The sequence below is a fragment of the Fictibacillus tiangongensis genome (assembly GCF_048083785.1).
Taxonomy (GTDB): domain Bacteria; phylum Bacillota; class Bacilli; order Bacillales; family Fictibacillaceae; genus Fictibacillus.
The window spans coordinates 3,051,797-3,072,204 of the sequence record NZ_CP182294.1 but is presented as its reverse complement, the minus strand read 5'-3'; the positions used below and the strand labels follow the sequence as shown (position 1 = coordinate 3,072,204).

Here is a 20,408-nt window from a genome sequence, read left to right as displayed (position 1 = left end):
ATATTTTAATCAGTATAAATATGTCAAATATCAAGTGAACAGAAACCCTTGAAACTTAAACTTAGCATATTGAAAACTTATTAGTTTGCAAGGTACCAATTGAATTTGAATCGAAAATTGAAACGGGAATCTTGACATGGTTTATTCATCTTTTAGGCACGTTACAAAACTGTTCATTAATTAATTTCGAGCATGAGAAACTAGTCTTTTGAAAGATCATATTTTTATGGTGAATTAAATTTGTTGGCGTATAATCCTTTAATTTAAAATCAAACGATTGTTGAATAAACCTTTATAAAATTAACGATCAATTACAAATACTACAAAAATATCAAATAAATTTAATACCCTTTTTTTAGAGGAGGAAAAGTAAATGTATATTCATAGTTTAAAGTTATGGAACTGGAGGAAATTTGCTGAAAGAGAAAACGGGGAGTGTGGAATTGAAATTGAATTCAACAATGGTCTCAATGTGATTGTAGGTGAGAATGATTCCGGAAAAACTGCAATCATTGATGCTATTAAAACTGTTCTTTCCACAAATAATCAAGATGTGAACTGGATAACGGAACAAGATTTTTACGAAGATAGTACAAGCATGAAAATAGAGTGTATATTTCGAGACATAAGCGAGGTAGAAGAATCCTTCTTTTACGAATGGTTAACACTAACTTCAGAAAAGACTGAACTTCGAGTAATAATGGAAGCCGATATTTATGAGGATATAAATAAACAGAAAAAAATAAAAAAAATAATAAAAGCTGGTCCGGAAAATCTAGAAAGTGGTATGAATGATATTGTAAGGCAATTACTGTCAGTGACATATTTAAAACCTTTAAGAGATGCAGCAATTGAGTTAAATCCAGGAAAACGTTCTCGAATAGCACAGGTTGTAAAAAACTTAAGTAATTTTGCTGATGATAGTCAAGAGCAAAAGCAAATCATTGATAGCTTTACTGACGCGTTTGATGAGTTAAAGACTATCTTAAATGAGCCTGTATTAAATAAAATAGGTTTAACTGTGGATCAATTTTTTGAAGATAATAATAAAAAGAAACCTGAAATCAGAAGTAAAGAGATGAGTTTTGTTGACATTCTGAGAAAGCTTGAATTGAATTTAGGGGAAGTTGGGACAGGGTTAGGAAGCTCAAATTTATTGTTTATGGCAGTTGAATTATTATTACTGAGCGAAGCAGAAGTTGGTCCCAAAATAGTGCTTATTGAAGAAGTAGAAGCGCATATACATCCACAAGCTCAGTTACGTGTTATTAAGTATTTTGAAAAAACCTCTAAAGATACTGGAATTCAATATATATTTACATCACATAGTCCAGTCTTGGCTTCTTCAATTTCACTTGAAAGCATTATCTTTATTTACAATAAACAAGCCTATCCTATGAAAAAAGGAAATACAAAATTAAAAGAAGATGATTATGAGTTTTTAGAACGTTTTTTAGATGCTACAAAAGCTAATATGTTTTTTGCTCAAGGGGTTATTTTTGTAGAGGGAGATGCTGAGAATTTATTATTGCCAGCAATCTCGGAAGTTATCGAAAGACCTTTGCATAGATATGGTGTTTCAATTATAAACGTTGGGAATCTTGCATTTAAAAGATATACATCTATTTTTCTAAGAACAAATGAAAATAAACAAATGAATTTTCCGGTATCAATAATAACTGATCTAGATTTAAAACCTGTGGATTATTATGATGAACCTAGTTACATCCAAATAAATGATGAATTAAACAAGGCAATTGCTGATTTATATGATTTTGATGTTATAGATAAAGAATTTGAAAAGATATGTATAGATAGTAAAGAAATATTTAATAAATCTAAGACATTATATGGTAAAAAAATTAAAGAAAATTTATCGGGTGATGAACTTAGCAAAAAGTTTAAAGAGATTCAATCACAGGTTTTTGATTTATTGAAAGACATAGATCCAAAATTTGAAGAGTATAAAGATAACAGGGCTTCTGAAGTAGAAGAAAGATATTTTCATGATACTGAGAAAACAAAAGTTTTTATTTCAAATCCATGGACTTTGGAACATTCTATTGGATTAAGCACATTGAGAGATGATTTTGAAAATATTTTATTAGAATGCCACTATACTCAAGAAACAAATAGATTGACTAAAAAGGAAGAATGGAAAACACATACTAACGAAAATACAAGAGCAACAGCTATTTATAGGTTTTTATTAGAAAAGGAAGTGTCAAAGGCAGTTGTAGCACAACAGTTTGCTAAATATTTGATAGATAATAAATCTAGATTAAAAGAAAAATTGCTTTCAGACCAATCATTAAGACATCTTATTGATGCTATTTATCATGTAACTGGAGGGGAGGAAGGTGCAAATTAATGAAGTAGACTATGAATTAGTCGAAAAAATTTTATTGGGAAACGGTCATTTTAATAGTAAGCAAAAGGAATTTATTGAATTAAATGAGTCGAAAACAATTGTTGCAGGACCAGGAGCAGGAAAGACCACTGCCTTAGCTGCTAAGATAGTATTATTACTTAAATATTTAATTGCATTAAATAGCAAGGATGGCATTTGTATTATTACACATACCAATGTTGCAGTCGATGAAATAAATAATGTTCTAAGCAAAGCTGGTATAGGAATTATTGACCATCCCCATTTTATAGGGACAATCCATGAATTTTTTAATCGTTATTGTGTTTTTCCTTTCTTCAAATATAAATTTAAGCACAATGGATTAATAATTGATAAAGAACATGAAAGTGATTTGAAATATTATGAAGCTTTTCTGGGACGTAAATATCCCTGGATGAATGATAGTGTCAAAAAAGCAATATCTAGGAGAATTAACAACAGCGAATTATTCCTGAATAAAGATAATAATACTTTGGATTTATATAACTCTACCAACTGGGACAAATTTGATAGATATAAAACCCAAATGTTAGCTGCAAAATATTCTAGAAAAAAACAGGGGTTTTTAACTCACGAAGATACTTTTTTGTTTTCGAGTATTTTTTTACTAGAAAGCCGATTTAAAACAATGTTGAGACAACGTTTTAAATATGTTTTTTTAGATGAATTTCAAGATACAACCCCACCAGGAACTATTTTATTAGAAGACCTTTTTGGGATTGAGGGTAATGTTTTCCAAAAAATTGGTGACCCTTATCAAACTATTACATATAACCAACCAATACCAGAAATTGATGAACAACAGGTTTTTAAGTTGAATATAACTAACCGTTTTGGAAACGAAATTGCAGAACATTTAAATATCATTATGCCAAACGCAAACATCCAAACATATCCTGAAAAAAGGTCATTTAAGCCGATAATTTTATTATATAAAGATGAAGAAGAAATTTACCCTGAATATCAAAAAATCATAAAAGAGTATGAAGAGATGGATCAATTTTTTAGGGGAAATACTATGGATGACAAGGTTCTTGTTTGGGCTAGAAGTTGGTCATCTATAGTGAAAAAAGGAGTGGCATATAAAGAAAAGAAGAAGAAAAAAATAAAATCAGTGAATGATATTTTAAAATCTTTTGTTACAGATTTTATAGTAAAAAAAGTAGTGACTAACACAGAAAACCTTTCTACAGCGAAATTGTGGTTTAGTGGTCATTACAAACTCGCCGAACTACATACCATACTAATTAAAATAATAAAATATGGTTTAACTAGTACTACAAAAACAGAGTTAAAAGAATTTATTAATGAAATACTGCAAGAAAAAGGTGTTGCAAGTATTAATATAAGTAATAATATTTTTAACCAACTTGAAACTCTATTATTAAATCCACTAGTTGATGACGTCGAAAATACAAATGATATTTTTACTATTCACTCAGTAAAGGGTGAAACATTAAGATCAGTATTAGTAGTGGACTTTAATGAAAAGCCATTAACCAATATTTTATTACACAGATATGAGGTTAATGAAGATGGAAACTATTTATATACAAATCATAATTTATTATATGTGGCAATGAGTAGAGTTACACATCTATTTGTTTTTGCAATGCATATAGATGACTGGAATGATAGAACACAAGAAAAATTAGATAAAAAATGGGAAATTAGAGCTCCTTTTTTAGTAGTGTCTGCAGATTAAAATTTCTTAAAAATTGTACTCCGATCGGGTGCGATTGTTGAAAATTTACCTATAATTTAGTTCGACCAAAATTCAGACCAAAATCGGACCAAAATTATTTAAAAAGATATGATACATTATAAAAATCGTTAAATTGAAAAGGTTTTAATATCAGCTTTTTTGAAAGATAATTAAAAGGATAAAAAGGGTGAGATATGTTCCGTACATAAGTTCATACTTGGGATCCCAACCATATTATCAACGTGCCCGATTTTTGCAGATTAAGTTTGGAAAACTTTAAAAAGCTTTGGAAAGAAAATTCGAAAAACGTTGATAAATTAACATTCTTATAAACCTATGATAGGACTATGAAATCTTCAATTAGTCAAGTTCGAGATGGAAGGTTCAATTAATATAATCTATGAGACGTTGGTTACATGCCAAGGTCTTTTTTTATGTTAATTGGATTTTGGTCGTGTAATCCTCTTATTTAAGAATCTGGCCACATTGTGAGTAACTCTGGTGTTACATAGGAGACTCATACTGCGCAGCAAAGAATTCAGCTTTAGATGACTTTGTGAGGGTTTCACTTAAACTTTAGGTGAAGGTTAGTTAATAGAGGTAAAGTAATAATTTAGTTAAAAGCTATGAAGATGTTAAACATTATGTTATTTAAATTGAATGTTAAGAAAATCAAAGAATATAAAAGAGAAAACTATAAGTCATAATGATCAATAGGTTATGTATCATTTTTTGAAGAATTACTACCAAAATATAGATTGCCAAGTAATGACTGGAATTATAATTTTCCTAATTGTTTTAATTTAATTAAAAAGGATTTAATTATTAATTGTACATATTTCTAATCCTAATTTAAGTAGGATGAAAATTTGAGTTATTAGAAAATATTGGTTATATTATTTGTTGATAAATGTGATTTTTGGAGGGGTACAATTGACAATCTATCAAGATATTATACGTATATTTGAAGAGAATTCTTCTTATAAAAACCCGACACAAGCAGTAAATCAGGCAAGCTCATTAAATGCATTATCTGGTGATTTATATACAGATGCAAATAGATTCATCTATGAATTACTTCAAAATGCTGATGATTCTTTAGAGAAGGGTAATCCTGTCGAAGTCTGGGTGAAGATAATAGGTCAAGAATTAATATTTGGTCATAGTGGAAAAGCTTTTGATAAGCGGGATTTAATGGGGATTTGTAATGTGAATAATGGAACCAAAAAAAATGACATTAGCAAGACAGGCTATAAGGGAATAGGTTTTAAATCTGTATTTGGTCAGTCAGATAAGGTAAAAATTTATTCGAACGGTGAGTATTTTAGATTTGATAGAGACTATGATTTTAAATGGCAATGGGAATATTCTAGGGAGGAATGGGAAACTGAAAGTGGCAGGAAGTTTCAATACCCTTGGCAGATAATTCCTATATATACAAAAGAGAATGAAGTAAATTTATCAATAAGGGAGTTTATAAAAAGTAAAGATATCAATGTTGCAACAATTATTACTTTACATAATTTAGCTGACGTTGAAGAAGCCATAAACTATTTAACTAAAAACACAAATATGTTCTTATTCTTAAAAAATATCTCTAAAATTAACTTTGAACTTTCTCAGAGTTCATCGATCTTGATAGATCGTAGCAGTGAAAACAGAATAAAATTAGAGAATAGACATAGCAATTCAGAATGGATAATTAAAAGTACTACATTAAAAGTACCAGAGAGTATGCGAGCAATTCTTAATGAAGATAGAAATATCCCAGAAAAATTAGCAGCAGCAACTGAAATTGAGATTACTTTAGCTGCAAAAATTATTAATAATGAAATAGTGAAATTATCTAAAGAAGAAAATCTATTGTATTCTTACTTACCGACAGGTGAATCTAAATATGAACTTCCAGTCTTGGTAAATACAAGTTTTTTAACTGCGGCTAATAGAGAATCATTACATAGTGATTCAAAATGGAATCAATGGATTTTTAATTCATTACCTGTTGAAATTGTTTGTTGGATTGCAGAGTTAGTATGCTCGGAGTTTAAGTATCAAGCTTATCAATTAATCCCAAAAGAAATGTATAAAAATGAATTAGGGAATAGTTTCAATGGTGGTATTAAAGAAGCGTTTAATAAAGTTAAATTTATACTTACAAGAGATGATGAATTAATAACGGTTAGGGATGCTATAGTAGATACAACTTTTTTATCTGAAAAAGCTTTTGTTGGGGAAAAAGCAATTAAAGCATATGTATGTAGATTTTTAGATTATGAAGAATCCTTGAAAAAAAAATTTATAAAAAGTAATCCCTATTCAACATATATAAATGATTTATGTTCCTTTAAATTTGCTTGGAATGAATTTAGTAAGTTTCTTCTTTCATCTTATTTTTATGAGGAACATAATGAGTTTAAAAATATTAATTTAATTTCTCATTTGAAGAAACTTTATGATAAAAAGACTAAAACATTTGATGATCAATTCATGCAGAGTCTTCCTTTTATATGGAATCACAAACATAAGCTAAGCTTTCCTAATCAAGTATGTATTCCTACTCCCGATGATACAAATTGGAATAACCCTGAAAGTGATCTGATGTTTTTACATGAAGCAATTCAAAAAACTATAAAAGGCAACCAAGAGTTATATAAATGGCTTGAAAATTTAGGTGTTAAGGAAAAAACTGATGTAACTTACATTCGTCAAAATATAATACCGAATATTGAAGGCATCTCAACATTAGATAATACACATAAATTAATTACTGATTTATTTTTATTATATAAAAAAGGTATTTTGGATGATGCTCTTTTAAATGACTTAAATAAAATCAAAATCCTTACACAAAAGGGTTCACTAATACCAGTAAAAGAATGTTATTTATCTAATTACTATAAACCAAGAGTGGAATTAGAAATGTTAATTCAGAAAGATTTTTTTATTAGTGAAGAGTATTGTGAAAATAAATTAGAAATTGACGAATGGAAACGTTTTTTTAAGAAACTCGGTGCTAAGGAGGGAATTTCACTTCTAAACTACTCAGACAAATATACTAAACAGCAATTATTATCAAAAGGAATTAAAGATGAATACTTTAATGAGGATGATAAAAAGTTTAAACCCTATCATTCTGTATTTAGGGCGGATGAATTTGAAAGAATAGTTTCAATTGAGTTTCTTGAAAATATAAATAATAATCCTAAAGTTGCCAAAATATTATGGGAAGACATAATGGATTTATATTCTCCAAATGAATTAAAAAAACCTGCTCTTGCATTTTGGGGATATAGTGGGCGTCATGGGAGAATTAGTGGTGATGAGATAGAAAACTACATTTCTTGGTTTATTAAGAACAATAATTGTTTACCTACAGTAAAGAATAATTGTTTAAAATCGAGTACAATTATTCTTAATTCGGAAGAGATAATTGAAGTCGCAGGTAAATATCTGCCAGTTTTTCATGGCAATGAGCTTTCATCAGAATGGAAATCATTTTTTAATTTTAAAAATCATCTTGAGCTTGAAGACTACTTAGAACTTTTATCACAAATTTCTATAGACACCCTCGATAACAATCAAGTTAAAGAAGATAATTTAAAAAGAATTCAGTCAATATATCACCACCTTATGGACAATTGTGAGTATTGGAATCAGGAACAACTTGAAATAGTGGAAAAATGGTCTGAAGAAAATTGTTTATTAAATAGTAAAAAGTTTTTCAGTGAATGCAATAGTCTATATTATTATTGGGATGGAAATGAATCTATATTCCAAGAACAATATGGGTTCATTTATTTAAGCTCCGAAAATAAACAGCATCGGTCTCTAGAAACATTTTTAAACTGCTTTAAAGTAAAAATTTTAAGACAAAGCGAGTTTAAATTAGTTCATTCCGAAATAAAGTCAGCAAATTCGTTAAAGAGTCATTTGTATAAAATTTTACCTTTCTTAAAAGTTTGGATTGAAAATGATGAAAGTAACGAATTGATAAATACTACTTTAAGTATGCTAGAAGAAAATACAAATGCCTTAGAATTATACGAAGCAGAAGAATTAAAAATTACTTATGATGAATTAGCATTTTCTAAAATAGTTTATACTCACTTTATGGATAACACACTTTATGTAAAGGAACCATGGGATTCAAACAGTGTGTTATTAAAATTATCTGGGGATTTAGGTAATTATTATAATTTAAGAGGTCATGACAAAAAAATTGACTTTCTTTTAAGATCATCTATTCCAGAAATAAAGCATTATTTCGAAGTTGAAGAATTTGATATTACTCATATTAATGAGGATGACTGCGAAATTTTAGGAGCTACAAATGATAATAAGTTAAAATCATTTGCAGAATTAGAAAGTAAAATTGAAAATAGCAAAATGCCTCCTTCTTTTTATCATTTATCTAAATCGGAATATAATGCATTAGTTCATGCTGAAAGTTTAGTCGATAGAGCAGTTACGAATGTATTAAACTATCTAAAAACTTTAGATGAATATGATTGTTCAAATAGTTATCGAATAGCTAAAAGTATAATTGGAGGGATCTATAAAAATGGTAATGAAATAGCGGTAGTTGCCAGACCTTCTGATGGAAATAAGGTTTTATTATACTATACTTCTGAGTTCGATGTTCTAGACTATATGGATGCTGAACTGTGGTGTGAAAATGGTGGTTTACATAGTGTTAGAAGGATAACTATGGGACAATTATTTAAGAAAACAGGAATGAATAAAATTCCAATTAATAACATTGAATTTATTTCAGATGACTTAGATAAGTTATTAAAAGAGAAGAAGTCTAAGGTTTTAGACTTTAACCCAGTCCCATATACTCCACAGATATTATCACAGACCATAGCAGCCTTTAGTAATACTGATGGAGGTAAATTAATATTTGGAATTAAAGAAGTTAACTCACATTTAAATGAAGTTGTAGGTATAAGTTTAGAATTTAAAGTAGTTGAGATTATAGGAGAAGCTGTAAAATTATTATCAAAGGTTCCACAGATTAAGTATGATTGGACTCAACATAACGAAAAGATTATATTTGCTATAGAAATAGGAAAAAATGATGAGCCAGTTTTAATTAGTAATTATAAATATGTTCGTGTGGGGAATCAAAATGTTATAGAAAACAGACCACCTAAAACAGTAACAACATTAAGTAAACCGCACTATGAAAAAAACGTTGCTCTTATTATTTCTATAGAAAATTATTTTCCTAGAAATCAGAATCAAATCCCCCCTGTTAAATATGCTAACGATGATGCAGAGAAGTTTAAAAATGTATTAATTGATCATATGAAAATAAGGGAAGAAGATATTATTGTTATAAAAAATGAAGAGGCAGTAAAGTCGAATTTAGAATTTGATCTTAAAATGCTATTTAATTCATTAACTGAGAAAGATCGATTTATTTTTTATTATGTAGGTCATGGATTCCATAATGGAGTAACAAATTACTTGTCAACTTATGATATGCATTCTTCTAGTATAACGGAAACAGCAATATCACTATCAAAGTTATTATTGGATCCTTTAAAAAAATCAAAATGTAATAACGCATTAATTTTTATAGATGCATGTGCCAAAATCTTTAAGGATGAAAATGAGAGAAGTAATATATCGGATATTATTGATGATGAATTAGTTATATACACTAACGAAAATCCAAATTATTCTATATATTTATCTTGTTTAACAGGTCAAAGCTCATATTCCTCGGATATTTTAATGAATGGAGTTTGGACTTATCATTTAATTAATGCATTAAGTGGGAAAAAAAAGAGTGCTATTGTAAATGGAAATTATATAACGGATAGGTCATTAAGCAACTATTTGTCTAATTCTGTCTCGAATTATACTGAACTTGAATGGAAATATACTCAAATACCTAGGTCTATTATTGAGTCATCACATGAAAATATTATTTTGGAAGTGAATGATCTTGAATAATCCACTAACCGTCTCATTTATTTAATAAATTCAATTAAAAATAGTGCAGATCTCCTTCTTAAAGAAATTAGTAAAGTAATGTAAATAAAGAATACAACACCTCGATTATCTGCAAGCCCAGAGCAGATGATCGAGGTGCTTTTTTTCAAATTATAACACCGAAATTACTGCAAATATATTATAATCATCCTATTTTTCCCTTTAGTTAACTAAAGGTGAACCAAATGTGAACCTATACGATTAAACAATTTTATTTGATAAAAATTTGCCTTTAATAAAAAAACAAAACCATTGATTCCTCAATGGTTTTCGACTGTTATGTATGGTGGAGACTAGCGGGATCGAACCGCTGACCTTTTGGCTGCCAGCCAAACGCTCTCCCAGCTGAGCTAAGCCCCCAATTTATACTGACATACAAAAGTATATAATTATTCTGAAAATCGAGCAAGACCTTTTTGGATAAATTTGCATATCCTCCTTCTAAACTTCAAATAATAATTAAGATATTTAATCTTTTGATCATCTGAAAATTTCATCTGAAATTTTCACTACTTAAAGATTCTAATTCTTCGCTTAAATGACTCTCTCACAAAAGGATATAAGTCTTTTTTACCTTATAAGTATTTTTAATAAAACTGGTATAGACAACTAGGCCTAGTAGCTTAAAGGACTTAAGTTCTGTTTTGTCCTTTTACGACAGGAACTGCTTTTTTTCTACCGAAAAGTGACAAAGAAAGAAAGCGCTACCAAATATGAAGGAGGTTAGTAATATGAAAACATCAATAAACATCCGGTATGTTCTTTTGATTGCCCTATTGATCGTTCCTATGTTTGCTGGAGGTGGGAAGGCTGAAGGTGTTTCAGCCAAACATAAAAGAAATGAAGGCTTAATGATCGGTCAAAATATGCCGCAACTAGATAAGCAAATTAACGGGGATACAGTAGATTTAGCAGCATTGTTAACAAGTAAAGATGGAACGTATGTCGAAGTGACAAAGCATTTGATATGGAAGTCACTGAATAAAAAAGTAGCTTCAGTGAACAATGATGGTCTTGTAAGTTTAAGCGGTAAGAATGGCACAACAATGATCATAGTCACAGATGGTAAATCGTTCGACAAAATTGGAATACGTGTTAAGGACGGAAAGGCTGAATTTCTTAAACAAAAAAATCCAAAATATGACGTGATCACAAAAGCGATAAAGTCTATGACAGTAAAAGAAAAGATAGGACAAATGTTGATGCCAGATTTCCGTAATTGGAAAGGGCAACCTGTAACGGAAATGAACGATGAGATTAGAGAACTTGTAAAAAAATATCACCTAGGTGGCGTAATTCTATTTAGAGAAAATGTAGTAACAACAGAGCAGACAGTAAGATTAGTCGATGAATATAAAAAAGTAAATGAAGATTATGGTTTATTGGTATCAATCGACCAAGAAGGTGGAATTGTGACACGTTTGCAGAGCGGTACCGATTTCCCAGGAAATATGGCACTTGGTGCCACAAGATCAACAGAGATGGCGGAATCTGTCGGACATGCTATCGGATCAGAGCTTCATTCGCTAGGAATCAACATGAATTTAGCGCCAGCTCTAGATGTAAATAATAATCCTGATAATCCTGTTATCGGTGTTCGTTCATTTGGTGAAGATCCACAACTTGTTGCTGACTTAGGAACTGCCTATATTAAAGGATTGCAAGATTCAGGTATGGCTGCAACGGCTAAACATTTTCCTGGTCATGGAGACACAGCAGTAGATTCTCATTTAGGTCTGCCTTCTGTTCCTCATGAAAAGGAAAGACTTCTAGAAGTTGAGCTATATCCTTTCCAGCAAGCGATCAATAAAAATATAGATGCCATATTAACAGCTCATGTTACATTTCCTAAGATTGATCCAACAACTGTTATTTCTAAAAAAGATGGAACAGAAATCAATCTTCCAGCTACATTGTCCTATGAAGTATTAACGAATTTGGTGCGAAAAGAAATGGGCTTTAAAGGCGTTATTTCTACAGATGCACTCAATATGAAAGCTATAGTAGATCACTTTGGTCCAGTTGATACTGCTATTCGTGCAGTAAATGCTGGAACAGACATCGTACTAATGCCAGTGGGATTAGAAGAAGTCGCAAATGGACTTTATGAGGCCGTGGATAATGGTGAAATTACAGAAAAAAGATTGAATCAATCGGTTAATCGTCTATTGACGTTAAAAGCGAATCGCGGGATTTACAAACAAGTAAGCGAAACACCAATAGAAGAGAAAATAGGACACGCAGAGAAAGTCGTTGGCAAACAAGAGCATAAGGCTTTAGAGAATGAGGTAGCAAAAAAATCAATAACACTTGTAAAGAACGAAAACCTTTTACCTGTTAACAAAAACGAAGTCGATTCTGTAGTTGTTATTGGTAATACCTATATCGAAAACCTTCAACAAGCGTTATCTGCTCACCACTCATCGGTAGAGTTGATCAAAGCGGATAAACCTTTAAATGCTGAACAACTGCAAAAAGTAAAAGATGCCGATCTTGTTGTGCTAGGAACTCATACGTCTACCGTTTCTGGGCGACTACCGTCTTCACCTCAAATGCAGATGGTCAACCAAGTTATTGATGCAGCACCAGATAAAACAACAGCAGTAGGCATTAGAAATCCGTATGATATTATGGCGTTTCCTGAAGTTTCAGCTTATCTTGCACAATACAGCTTCAGAGATGCGAGCTTTAGGGCGGCAGCAGAGACGATTTTTGGAATAAACAACCCTACAGGAAAGCTGCCAGTTACGATCTATGAAGATGGTTTAGAACAGATTCTATATCCGTTTGGTCATGGCGAAAGCTACTAATAGGGGGAGAATAGACAATGAGAAAATGGGGAATTTTTTTAACGATATTGATGTTGTTTTCTTTTCTGCTGCCAGGTGCTCAAGCTTCGAATCAGAATGGTTTTGATCATAAGAAAAGATTTAAGACCGGACTCGAACAATTGTTGAATCATGATATGAGGGTGTTAAAGGGTAAAAAGGTAGGGTTAATCACGAACCCGACTGGAGTAGACCGTAACTTGAACAGTATCGTTGATGTTTTATATAATCATCCAGATGTAGAGCTAAAAGCATTGTATGGACCTGAACACGGAGTAAGAGGAAGTGCTCAAGCTGGGGAATATGTTGAATTCTACAATGATCCCAAAACAGGTCTACCGGTCTATAGCTTGTATGGAGCAACGAAAAAGCCAACTCCTGAAATGCTTGAAGGAATCGATGTTTTGGTTTTTGATATTCAAGATGTAGGTACACGTTTCTATACGTATATTTACACGATGGCTTATGCGATGGAAGCAGCAAAAGAGAACGATATACCATTTGTTGTCCTCGATCGTCCGAATCCACTAGGAGGCAAAGAAGTAGAAGGGCCAGTATTAGATCCTGCTTATTCTTCATTTGTTGGTCTTTATCCTATTCCTTTGAAACATGGCATGACTGTAGGAGAGCTGGCGAAGTTGTTTAACAAAGAGTTTGATATTGATGCGGATTTAAGAGTGGTAGAAATGAAAGGATGGAAGAGATCCTGGACCTATGAAGATAGTGGGCTTGAATGGGTGTTGCCTTCACCTAACATGCCAACAAAGGATACGGCACTTGTGTATCCCGGAAGTGCGCTGATTGAAGGGACAAACGTTTCAGAAGGCCGCGGAACTACTAAGCCGTTTGAGTTGATCGGTGCGCCTTTTATTAACGGAGATCAGTTAGCAGAGAAATTGAATAAAGAAGCTCTTCCAGGCGTTACATTTAGAGCGGCGTCGTTTATTCCAGCTACATCTAAGCATGCAGGAAAGCTATCTCATGGAGTAGAGATTCACGTAAAAGATGAAAAGTTATTTCAACCTGTACTAACTGGAATCACCCTCGTGAAAGCTATTCATGATCTTTATCCGAATGACTTTGCATTCAGAGCAGAGGATAGTAGAGGAATTTCTTTCTTCGATCTTTTAACAGGAAATGGATGGGTTCGAGAGTATATTGAAACAGGACGTACTGTAGATGAGATTGTTACTAGATATGATCAAGAACTCGAAGATTTTAAAGATATAAGAAAAAAATATTTGTTGTATTAAATGTGAGAAAGAGCTAAGGCGGTTTCTTAAGCCTCAGCTCTTTATTTGAATTTTCTGACTGGTATAGACAACTAGTCATAAGAGTGGTAGGCTAGGCATAAAGTGAATAAGGGGAGTGGACATGAAACCAAACATTTTACTTGTGGGAAACTTAATCAACGAAAAAGGACAGCTCGTTCATAACGGATATTTGTGGATTAAAGATAATAAAATTCATCATGTTAACGCAACAGATCCCCTCTTAAAGGATGAAGATGTTATTAGGTATGACTTGCCTAAGGGGTGTATCATCCTCCCTGGTATGATCGATATTCATATTCATGGTGCTGCGGGAGCAGATTTTATGGACGGAACGCAAGAAGCACTAGAGATTATTGCAAAACATCTCCCTGCAGAAGGAACAACATCTTTTTTAGCAACAACGATGACTGAAGAAGCATCTGTTATTCATACAGCACTAAATACTGCAGCAAATTTCATAAAACGCTCTCGAAGTTCAGCTGCTGAAATGCTCGGTATCCACCTGGAAGGGCCCTTTATTTCTCCAAAACGAGCAGGTGCACAGCCTGCGTCTTTTATTCAGAAGCCTGATGTACACTTATTTAAAAAATTTCAAGAAAGTGCAGAGGATCGAATAAAACTTGTTACGTTAGCGCCTGAAAGGGATGGTGGACGTGAGCTTGCAAAGTACTTATCTTCACAAGGTGTGATCGCTTCGATCGGTCATAGTGATAGTTCTTTTGTAGAAGTAAAAGATGGGATTGAAGCAGGTATTTCTCACGTCACACATTTATTTAATGGCATGCGTGGGATGCATCATAGAGATCCAGGAGTTGCAGGTGCTGCTCTCTTACAGGATGAATTAAAGGTTGAGATGATAGTGGACGGTGTTCATGCAAGCCCTGAGATGATTCGATTAGCCTATCATTCTACGGGTTCAGAAAGAACTATTTTAATCACGGATTCGATGAGAGCAAAAGGTCTAGGGGAAGGCACTTATACACTTGGTGGTCAGCAGGTATCTGTAAAAGCTGATGAAGCTAGATTAATTGACGGAACACTAGCAGGTAGTATCTTGCCGATGAACGTCGCTGTTAAAAATATGTTGGAATATACAGATTGCTCGTGGTCAGATATTGTGAAAATGACAAGTGAGAATGCTGCAAAAGAACTGCAGATCTTTGAACGAAAAGGAAGTCTTTCTGTCGGTAAAGACGCAGATATTACGGTTTTGACAGAGGAATGCGATGTGTTTATGACATTTTGCCGAGGAGAGCTTGTCTATCACCGAAAGGGGGAACGAGTTTGAGATTGGTCAAGGTTTCCGACGAAGAAGAGCTTAGTAGAATGGCAGCTGAATATGTGTTTTCAAAAATTAAGCGTTCAGAAAGAATTGTGCTAGGTCTTGCTACAGGGAGGACACCTTTAGGCATGTACCGACACCTTTCAAAATATAGTAAAGAGTATAAGCAGTCCTATTCACACGTGCACACTGTTAACCTTGACGAATATGTCGGTTCCAGAGCTTATCATGATTACATGCAACAAAACTTTTTCGACCATATCGGAATTCATAAGAAGCAAACTCATCTCCCAGATGGTATCGCAGTAGACCTTGATAAAGAATGCAAGCGGTATGAAGAAGTGATTAAACAACTGGGTGGTATCGATCTACAGGTGCTCGGTATTGGAGAGAACGGACACATCGGTTTTAATGAACCTGGTACAGATTTTAGGTCGCGCACCCATGTAGTGAAGTTAACAGAGTCCACATTAAGCGCGAACGCTAAATATTTCACACATGAGAAACAGCCTCGAAGAGCGATTACGATGGGAATTGGCACAATCCTTGAGAGTAAAGAAATTCTGCTGCTTGCAGCTGGTGAAAAAAAAGCGAGAGTATTAAGAGAACTATTTCAAGGTACCATAAATTCTGATATACCTGCGACAGTTCTTAATCATCATCCTAACGTTATTGTGCTAGCTGACAAAGGTGCAAGGAGTCTTTTAGAAGAGGAGAGTTAAGTATTTTTATGATTGATAAAACATCACCAATGCCACTTTACTTTCAGATCGAAGAAACGATCAAACAAAAGATTGATAAAGGTGAGTGGGAAGCTGAAACCATGATACCTTCTGAAAGAGAATTTGCTGAGAATTATGAAGTAAGCCGTATGACAGTCCGGCAGGCTATCAATAATCTTGTGAATGATGGCTACTTAACCCGCCGAAAAGGGAAAGGTACGTTTGTTTCTGCAAAGAAAATAGAGCAGAAGCTTCTAGGTCTTACAAGCTTTACAGAAGACATGAAGTCACGAGGCTATAAACCCGCATCTAGACTCATATCTTTCCAAAAGACAACCGCTGAAAATAGAGTAGCAAAAGCGCTGGAGATCGAAGAGGATCAAGAAATTTATGAGATTAAACGCGTTCGCCTTGCAAATGACATTCCGATGGCGTTCGAGACTACTTATGTTCCCGTTGATCTTCTTGAATTAAACGAATCACATATAAAAGAAGGTTCTTTGTATTCTGAAGTTGAGAATGCAGGATTTGTTATAGATTATGCGACACAAAGTTTAGAAGCGTCTATTTCCCGTGAAGCGGAAAGCGAGATACTTGAGATTACAAAAGGCGCGGCAGTTCTTCTTATTAAGAGACAAACGTATTTAACAACAGGAAGATCTCTTGAGCTCGTTCATTCGGTGTATCGAGGCGATCGCTACAAATTTATGATTGATATGAAACGCTGACAAACAGTGTTTTATATAAAAATGAAAGCGTTTACTAAAAGGGGGAAGAAGCATGGGGAAAGAGCAGCAAATGGCTCATGGTATCATCGAAAAACTTGGAGGTTCTTCAAACATCCAATCGTTGATGCACTGTATGACTAGAATTCGGGTTAATCTACACGATCCGTCAAAGGCGGATCTCAAAGGTCTTAAAGAAGTAGATGGTGTGTTGGGTGTCGTTGAAGATGATACACTGCAGATCATTGTGGGACCTGGCATCGTTAATCGCGTCACTCTTGCGATGAGTGAAGAGACGGGTATGAACATTCAATCTGTTGATGAGACGGATCCTATGGATCTCGAACAGATGGCACGCATGAATAAGGATGCCATCAACAAAAAGAATGCAACACCTTTCAAGCAGTTTTTACGCAAGATCGCTAGCATCTTTATTCCGCTGATTCCAGCAATCGTAGCGTCTGGTTTGATTATGGGAATCACAAACGCGGCAATCAACTATGGTGCTGATAAAGACACATCGTTCATGCAGATGATGGGTGTTATTGGTGGAGGATTGTTTGCTTACTTGGCTGTATTTGTTGGTATCAACACAGCAAAAGAATTTGGAGGCACCCCTGCACTTGGAGGAGCTGCCGGAATCTTAATCATCAATCCGAACCTAGCAAATATTACGCTTTTTGGAGATCCGTTAGTTGTTGGTCGTGGTGGTTTAATAGGTGTTATGTTAGCTGCAATATTTATCGTCTTTTTAGAAAAGAGAATTCGTAAATTTGTTCCAGCAGCTATTGATATTATTGTTACACCAACTTTAGCGTTGCTGATCACAGGATTTGCAACTCTTTATGTCCTTCAGCCTGTTGGTGGTTTTCTTTCAGATGTTATCACAAAAGGACTATTAAATATTCTTGATGTAGGCGGTATTTTCTCTGGACTTATCTTAGCAGGAACATTTCTTCCATTAGTTGTAACAGGATTGCATCAAGGGTTAACTCCAGTACACATGGAGCTGATTAACACGATCGGTGATGATCCGTTATTACCGATTCTAGCGATGGGTGGAGCAGGGCAAGTAGGTGCTGCTTTTGCGATCTACTTTAAAACAAAGAACCAGCGTCTTCGTAAAGTTATTAAAGGTGGATTACCTGTTGGTATGCTCGGAATCGGAGAGCCTTTGATCTTTGGTGTTACTCTTCCACTAGGACGACCGTTCTTGACAGCATGTCTAGGAGCTGCAGTAGGGGGAGCGTTCCAAGCGTTCTTTAAGATAGCAACAGTTGCAATAGGTGTATCAGGTATTCCTTTAGTATTTCTTGTACATGCAAATGAAATGGTCCTCTATTTAGTAGGTTTAGTCATTGCTTATTTCTTCGGATTCTTATTCACATGGACGTTTGGATTTAAAGAGAGTATGGCAAAAGACATCTAACGAATTTAGGAGTGAACGGTTTGTGTTATGGGATTTCAATCTATCTGAGTGAATCAGATACTTTTAATAAAAACTGGATGGAGAAAGCCGCTAAGAGCGGATTTCAATACATCTTTACTTCTCTTCATATACCTGAAGAGAAGGACGTGGATTACGTTAAGCAAGTTAAATGGTTAGGAAATACCGCTCAAGAGTTTCGTATGGAAGTAATGGCAGATGTTTCACCAGCTTCTCTAGAGCGATTGGGTTTATCATTCTCTGAACTGCCTTCCTTAAAAGAATGGGGCATTTCGGGTATCAGGATGGATTATGGGTTTACGGCCAAGCAGATCGCTTGGCTGTCTCACCATCTTAAAATTGGTTTAAACGCAAGTACCATTGACGAAGAACAGCTTAAGAAGTTGATGGATGAGGGACTTCAACCGAATCAAACAGAGGCTTGGCACAACTTTTATCCAAAGCCGTTTACCGGCATATCAAAGCAATATCTTTATGAGAGAAATGCTCTGTTTCATCGGTATGGAATTAAAACGATGGCATTTATTCAAGGTGATGAACAATTACGCGGCCCTCTTCATTTAGGACTTCCTACAATTGAGAATCACAGACATGTTTCTCCGGCACTTGCTGCATTGGAACTTCAAGAAATGAATACGCACAAAATCTGTGTAGGAGATTTAAACCTGACGAACAAAACTTTACAAGAACTAAAGTATTTAATGGAAGGTACAGTCCCTCTTTATGCTGACTTTAACAAAGGATATGAGACATTCAACAACATGGTTCATTCAAATAGAATGGATGCTGCAGAATATGTGATCCGGTCCGTTGAGTCACGACATCAGCCTTCTCATTTTCAACAGGAAGCTCATGGGTTAGAGCTATTTAATGAAGGAACAATAACGGTTGAAAACGAGTTATATGGCAGATATGCGGGTGAACTTCAGATTTGTTTAAAAGATATACCGGCTGATGCAAAAACGAATGTAGCAGGTCAGATCAAAAAAGAGAGCTTGTCACTGTTGAAGAAAGTTGGATGTGGCAAAAGATTTGTGCTGTTGAATTCAGAAGTGAAATAAAAATTTGTTAACTATCAACCACTTAAAGGAGATCAAGATGGACTTAACCAAATTGGCTACAGAAAAAAGAAATCCTGACACGTTAACTATTGATGAACTTACAACTTTAGAAGTGATCCAAAAAATACACGAAGCCGATCTGGGAGTAGCCAGTTGTATTACTCCTGTTTTAAAAGAAATCAGTTCTGTCGTTGAAAAGGTAGTTACAGCTTTTGAAAATGAAGGTCGATTGATCTATATTGGTGCTGGAACAAGTGGACGGTTAGGTGTGTTGGATGCATCAGAGTGCCCTCCCACATACGGCACAGATCCAAGTTTAGTAGTTGGGGTCATTGCAGGCGGGGATTATGCCCTTCAGCATGCAATTGAAGGAGCGGAAGATGATGCAGAGCTAGGTGAATCCGATCTTAAAGCTTTAAAAATAACTGAACGAGATGTTGTTGTTGCTATTGCGGCTTCTGGCAGAACGCCATATTGCTTGGGTGCGATGAAATACGCAAAAACAAAAGGGGCATTAACAGCAGCTCTTGTGTGTTCTTTAGATTCACCGATGGAGAAGCTTGCGGATATTAGCATTCCTGTTGTTACGGGGCCAGAAGTGGTCACTGGCTCAACTAGAATGAAAGCAGGCACTGCTCAAAAACTTGTTTTGAACATGATCAGTACAGGCAGCATGGTGAGATGGGGTAAAGTGTACAGCAATCTCATGGTCGATGTTCAACCAACGAATGAGAAATTAGTTCAGCGTGCCAAAAATATTATTATCGAAGCTTCTGGTGCAACAGAGGAAGAAGCGGAAATGGCTTTGCAAGAACAAGGCGGCAATACAAAGGCTGCGATTTTTCAGCTTGTTACAGGTGTCGCTCCAAACGAAGCAAAATTGCAACTAGATCAGCATAATGGAAAGTTAAAAGAAGCGATACGTAATTTCACTCAAAAGTGAGAGGGGTA

At 34.1% G+C, this 20,408-nt stretch carries 11 protein-coding genes and 1 tRNA gene; 11 read left to right on the top strand and 1 reads right to left on the bottom strand.

Annotated features, from left to right (window positions below; all coding sequences use genetic code 11):
* Positions 1 to 373: 373 nt before the first annotated feature.
* From ACNJYY_RS16440 to ACNJYY_RS16430, 3 genes are all read left to right on the top strand, one after another.
* Entirely contained in the window at positions 374 to 2,371 is a 1,998-nt protein-coding gene (locus ACNJYY_RS16440; protein ID WP_416729337.1) for an ATP-dependent nuclease, read from the top strand.
* Positions 2,361 to 4,115: a UvrD-helicase domain-containing protein gene (locus ACNJYY_RS16435; RefSeq protein WP_416729336.1), complete on the top strand. Its 1,755-nt coding sequence runs from the start codon at positions 2,361 to 2,363 to the stop codon at positions 4,113 to 4,115. The genes ACNJYY_RS16440 and ACNJYY_RS16435 overlap by 11 nt, the downstream gene beginning before the upstream one ends.
* Positions 4,116 to 5,048: 933 nt before the next feature.
* The gene (locus ACNJYY_RS16430; RefSeq protein WP_416729335.1) at positions 5,049 to 10,079 is read left to right on the top strand and encodes a sacsin N-terminal ATP-binding-like domain-containing protein; all 5,031 of its coding nucleotides are present in this window, start codon (positions 5,049 to 5,051) and stop codon (positions 10,077 to 10,079) included.
* A gap of 323 nt (positions 10,080 to 10,402) precedes the next feature.
* On the opposite strand, the gene ACNJYY_RS16425 is transcribed toward ACNJYY_RS16430, so the two are convergent.
* Positions 10,403 to 10,478, bottom strand: a tRNA-Ala gene (locus tag ACNJYY_RS16425).
* 371 nt (positions 10,479 to 10,849) lie between these two features.
* Between ACNJYY_RS16425 and nagZ the strand changes: the two genes are divergently transcribed.
* The 8 genes from nagZ (at position 10,850) to murQ (ending at position 20,400) form a co-directional block, all read left to right on the top strand.
* On the top strand, positions 10,850 to 12,928 hold the full coding sequence (gene nagZ, locus ACNJYY_RS16420) for a beta-N-acetylhexosaminidase (protein ID WP_416729334.1): 2,079 nt from the start codon (positions 10,850 to 10,852) through the stop codon (positions 12,926 to 12,928).
* Positions 12,929 to 12,945: 17 nt separating this feature from the next.
* Positions 12,946 to 14,199 (top strand): exo-beta-N-acetylmuramidase NamZ domain-containing protein, encoded by a 1,254-nt coding sequence (locus ACNJYY_RS16415; RefSeq protein ID WP_416729333.1) that lies wholly within the window; start codon positions 12,946 to 12,948, stop codon positions 14,197 to 14,199.
* Positions 14,200 to 14,320: 121 nt separating this feature from the next.
* The gene (nagA, locus tag ACNJYY_RS16410) at positions 14,321 to 15,508 is read left to right on the top strand and encodes an N-acetylglucosamine-6-phosphate deacetylase (RefSeq protein ID WP_416729332.1); all 1,188 of its coding nucleotides are present in this window, start codon (positions 14,321 to 14,323) and stop codon (positions 15,506 to 15,508) included.
* Complete coding sequence (gene nagB / locus ACNJYY_RS16405; RefSeq protein ID WP_416729331.1) at positions 15,505 to 16,224, top strand: glucosamine-6-phosphate deaminase; 720 nt, start codon at positions 15,505 to 15,507, stop codon at positions 16,222 to 16,224. The genes nagA and nagB overlap by 4 nt, the downstream gene beginning before the upstream one ends.
* Before the next feature lie 8 nt (positions 16,225 to 16,232).
* Entirely contained in the window at positions 16,233 to 16,952 is a 720-nt protein-coding gene (locus tag ACNJYY_RS16400) for a GntR family transcriptional regulator (protein ID WP_416729330.1), read from the top strand.
* A gap of 52 nt (positions 16,953 to 17,004) precedes the next feature.
* Positions 17,005 to 18,378: a PTS transporter subunit EIIC gene (locus tag ACNJYY_RS16395; RefSeq protein WP_416729329.1), complete on the top strand. Its 1,374-nt coding sequence runs from the start codon at positions 17,005 to 17,007 to the stop codon at positions 18,376 to 18,378.
* Positions 18,379 to 18,398: 20 nt separating this feature from the next.
* Entirely contained in the window at positions 18,399 to 19,457 is a 1,059-nt protein-coding gene (locus tag ACNJYY_RS16390) for a DUF871 domain-containing protein (RefSeq protein WP_416729328.1), read from the top strand.
* A 37-nt stretch (positions 19,458 to 19,494) separates the two neighbouring features.
* Positions 19,495 to 20,400 carry an N-acetylmuramic acid 6-phosphate etherase gene (gene murQ / locus ACNJYY_RS16385; protein ID WP_416729327.1) on the top strand — a complete coding sequence of 302 codons (906 nt, stop codon included), beginning with the start codon at positions 19,495 to 19,497 and terminating at the stop codon, positions 20,398 to 20,400.
* Positions 20,401 to 20,408 lie beyond the last annotated feature (8 nt).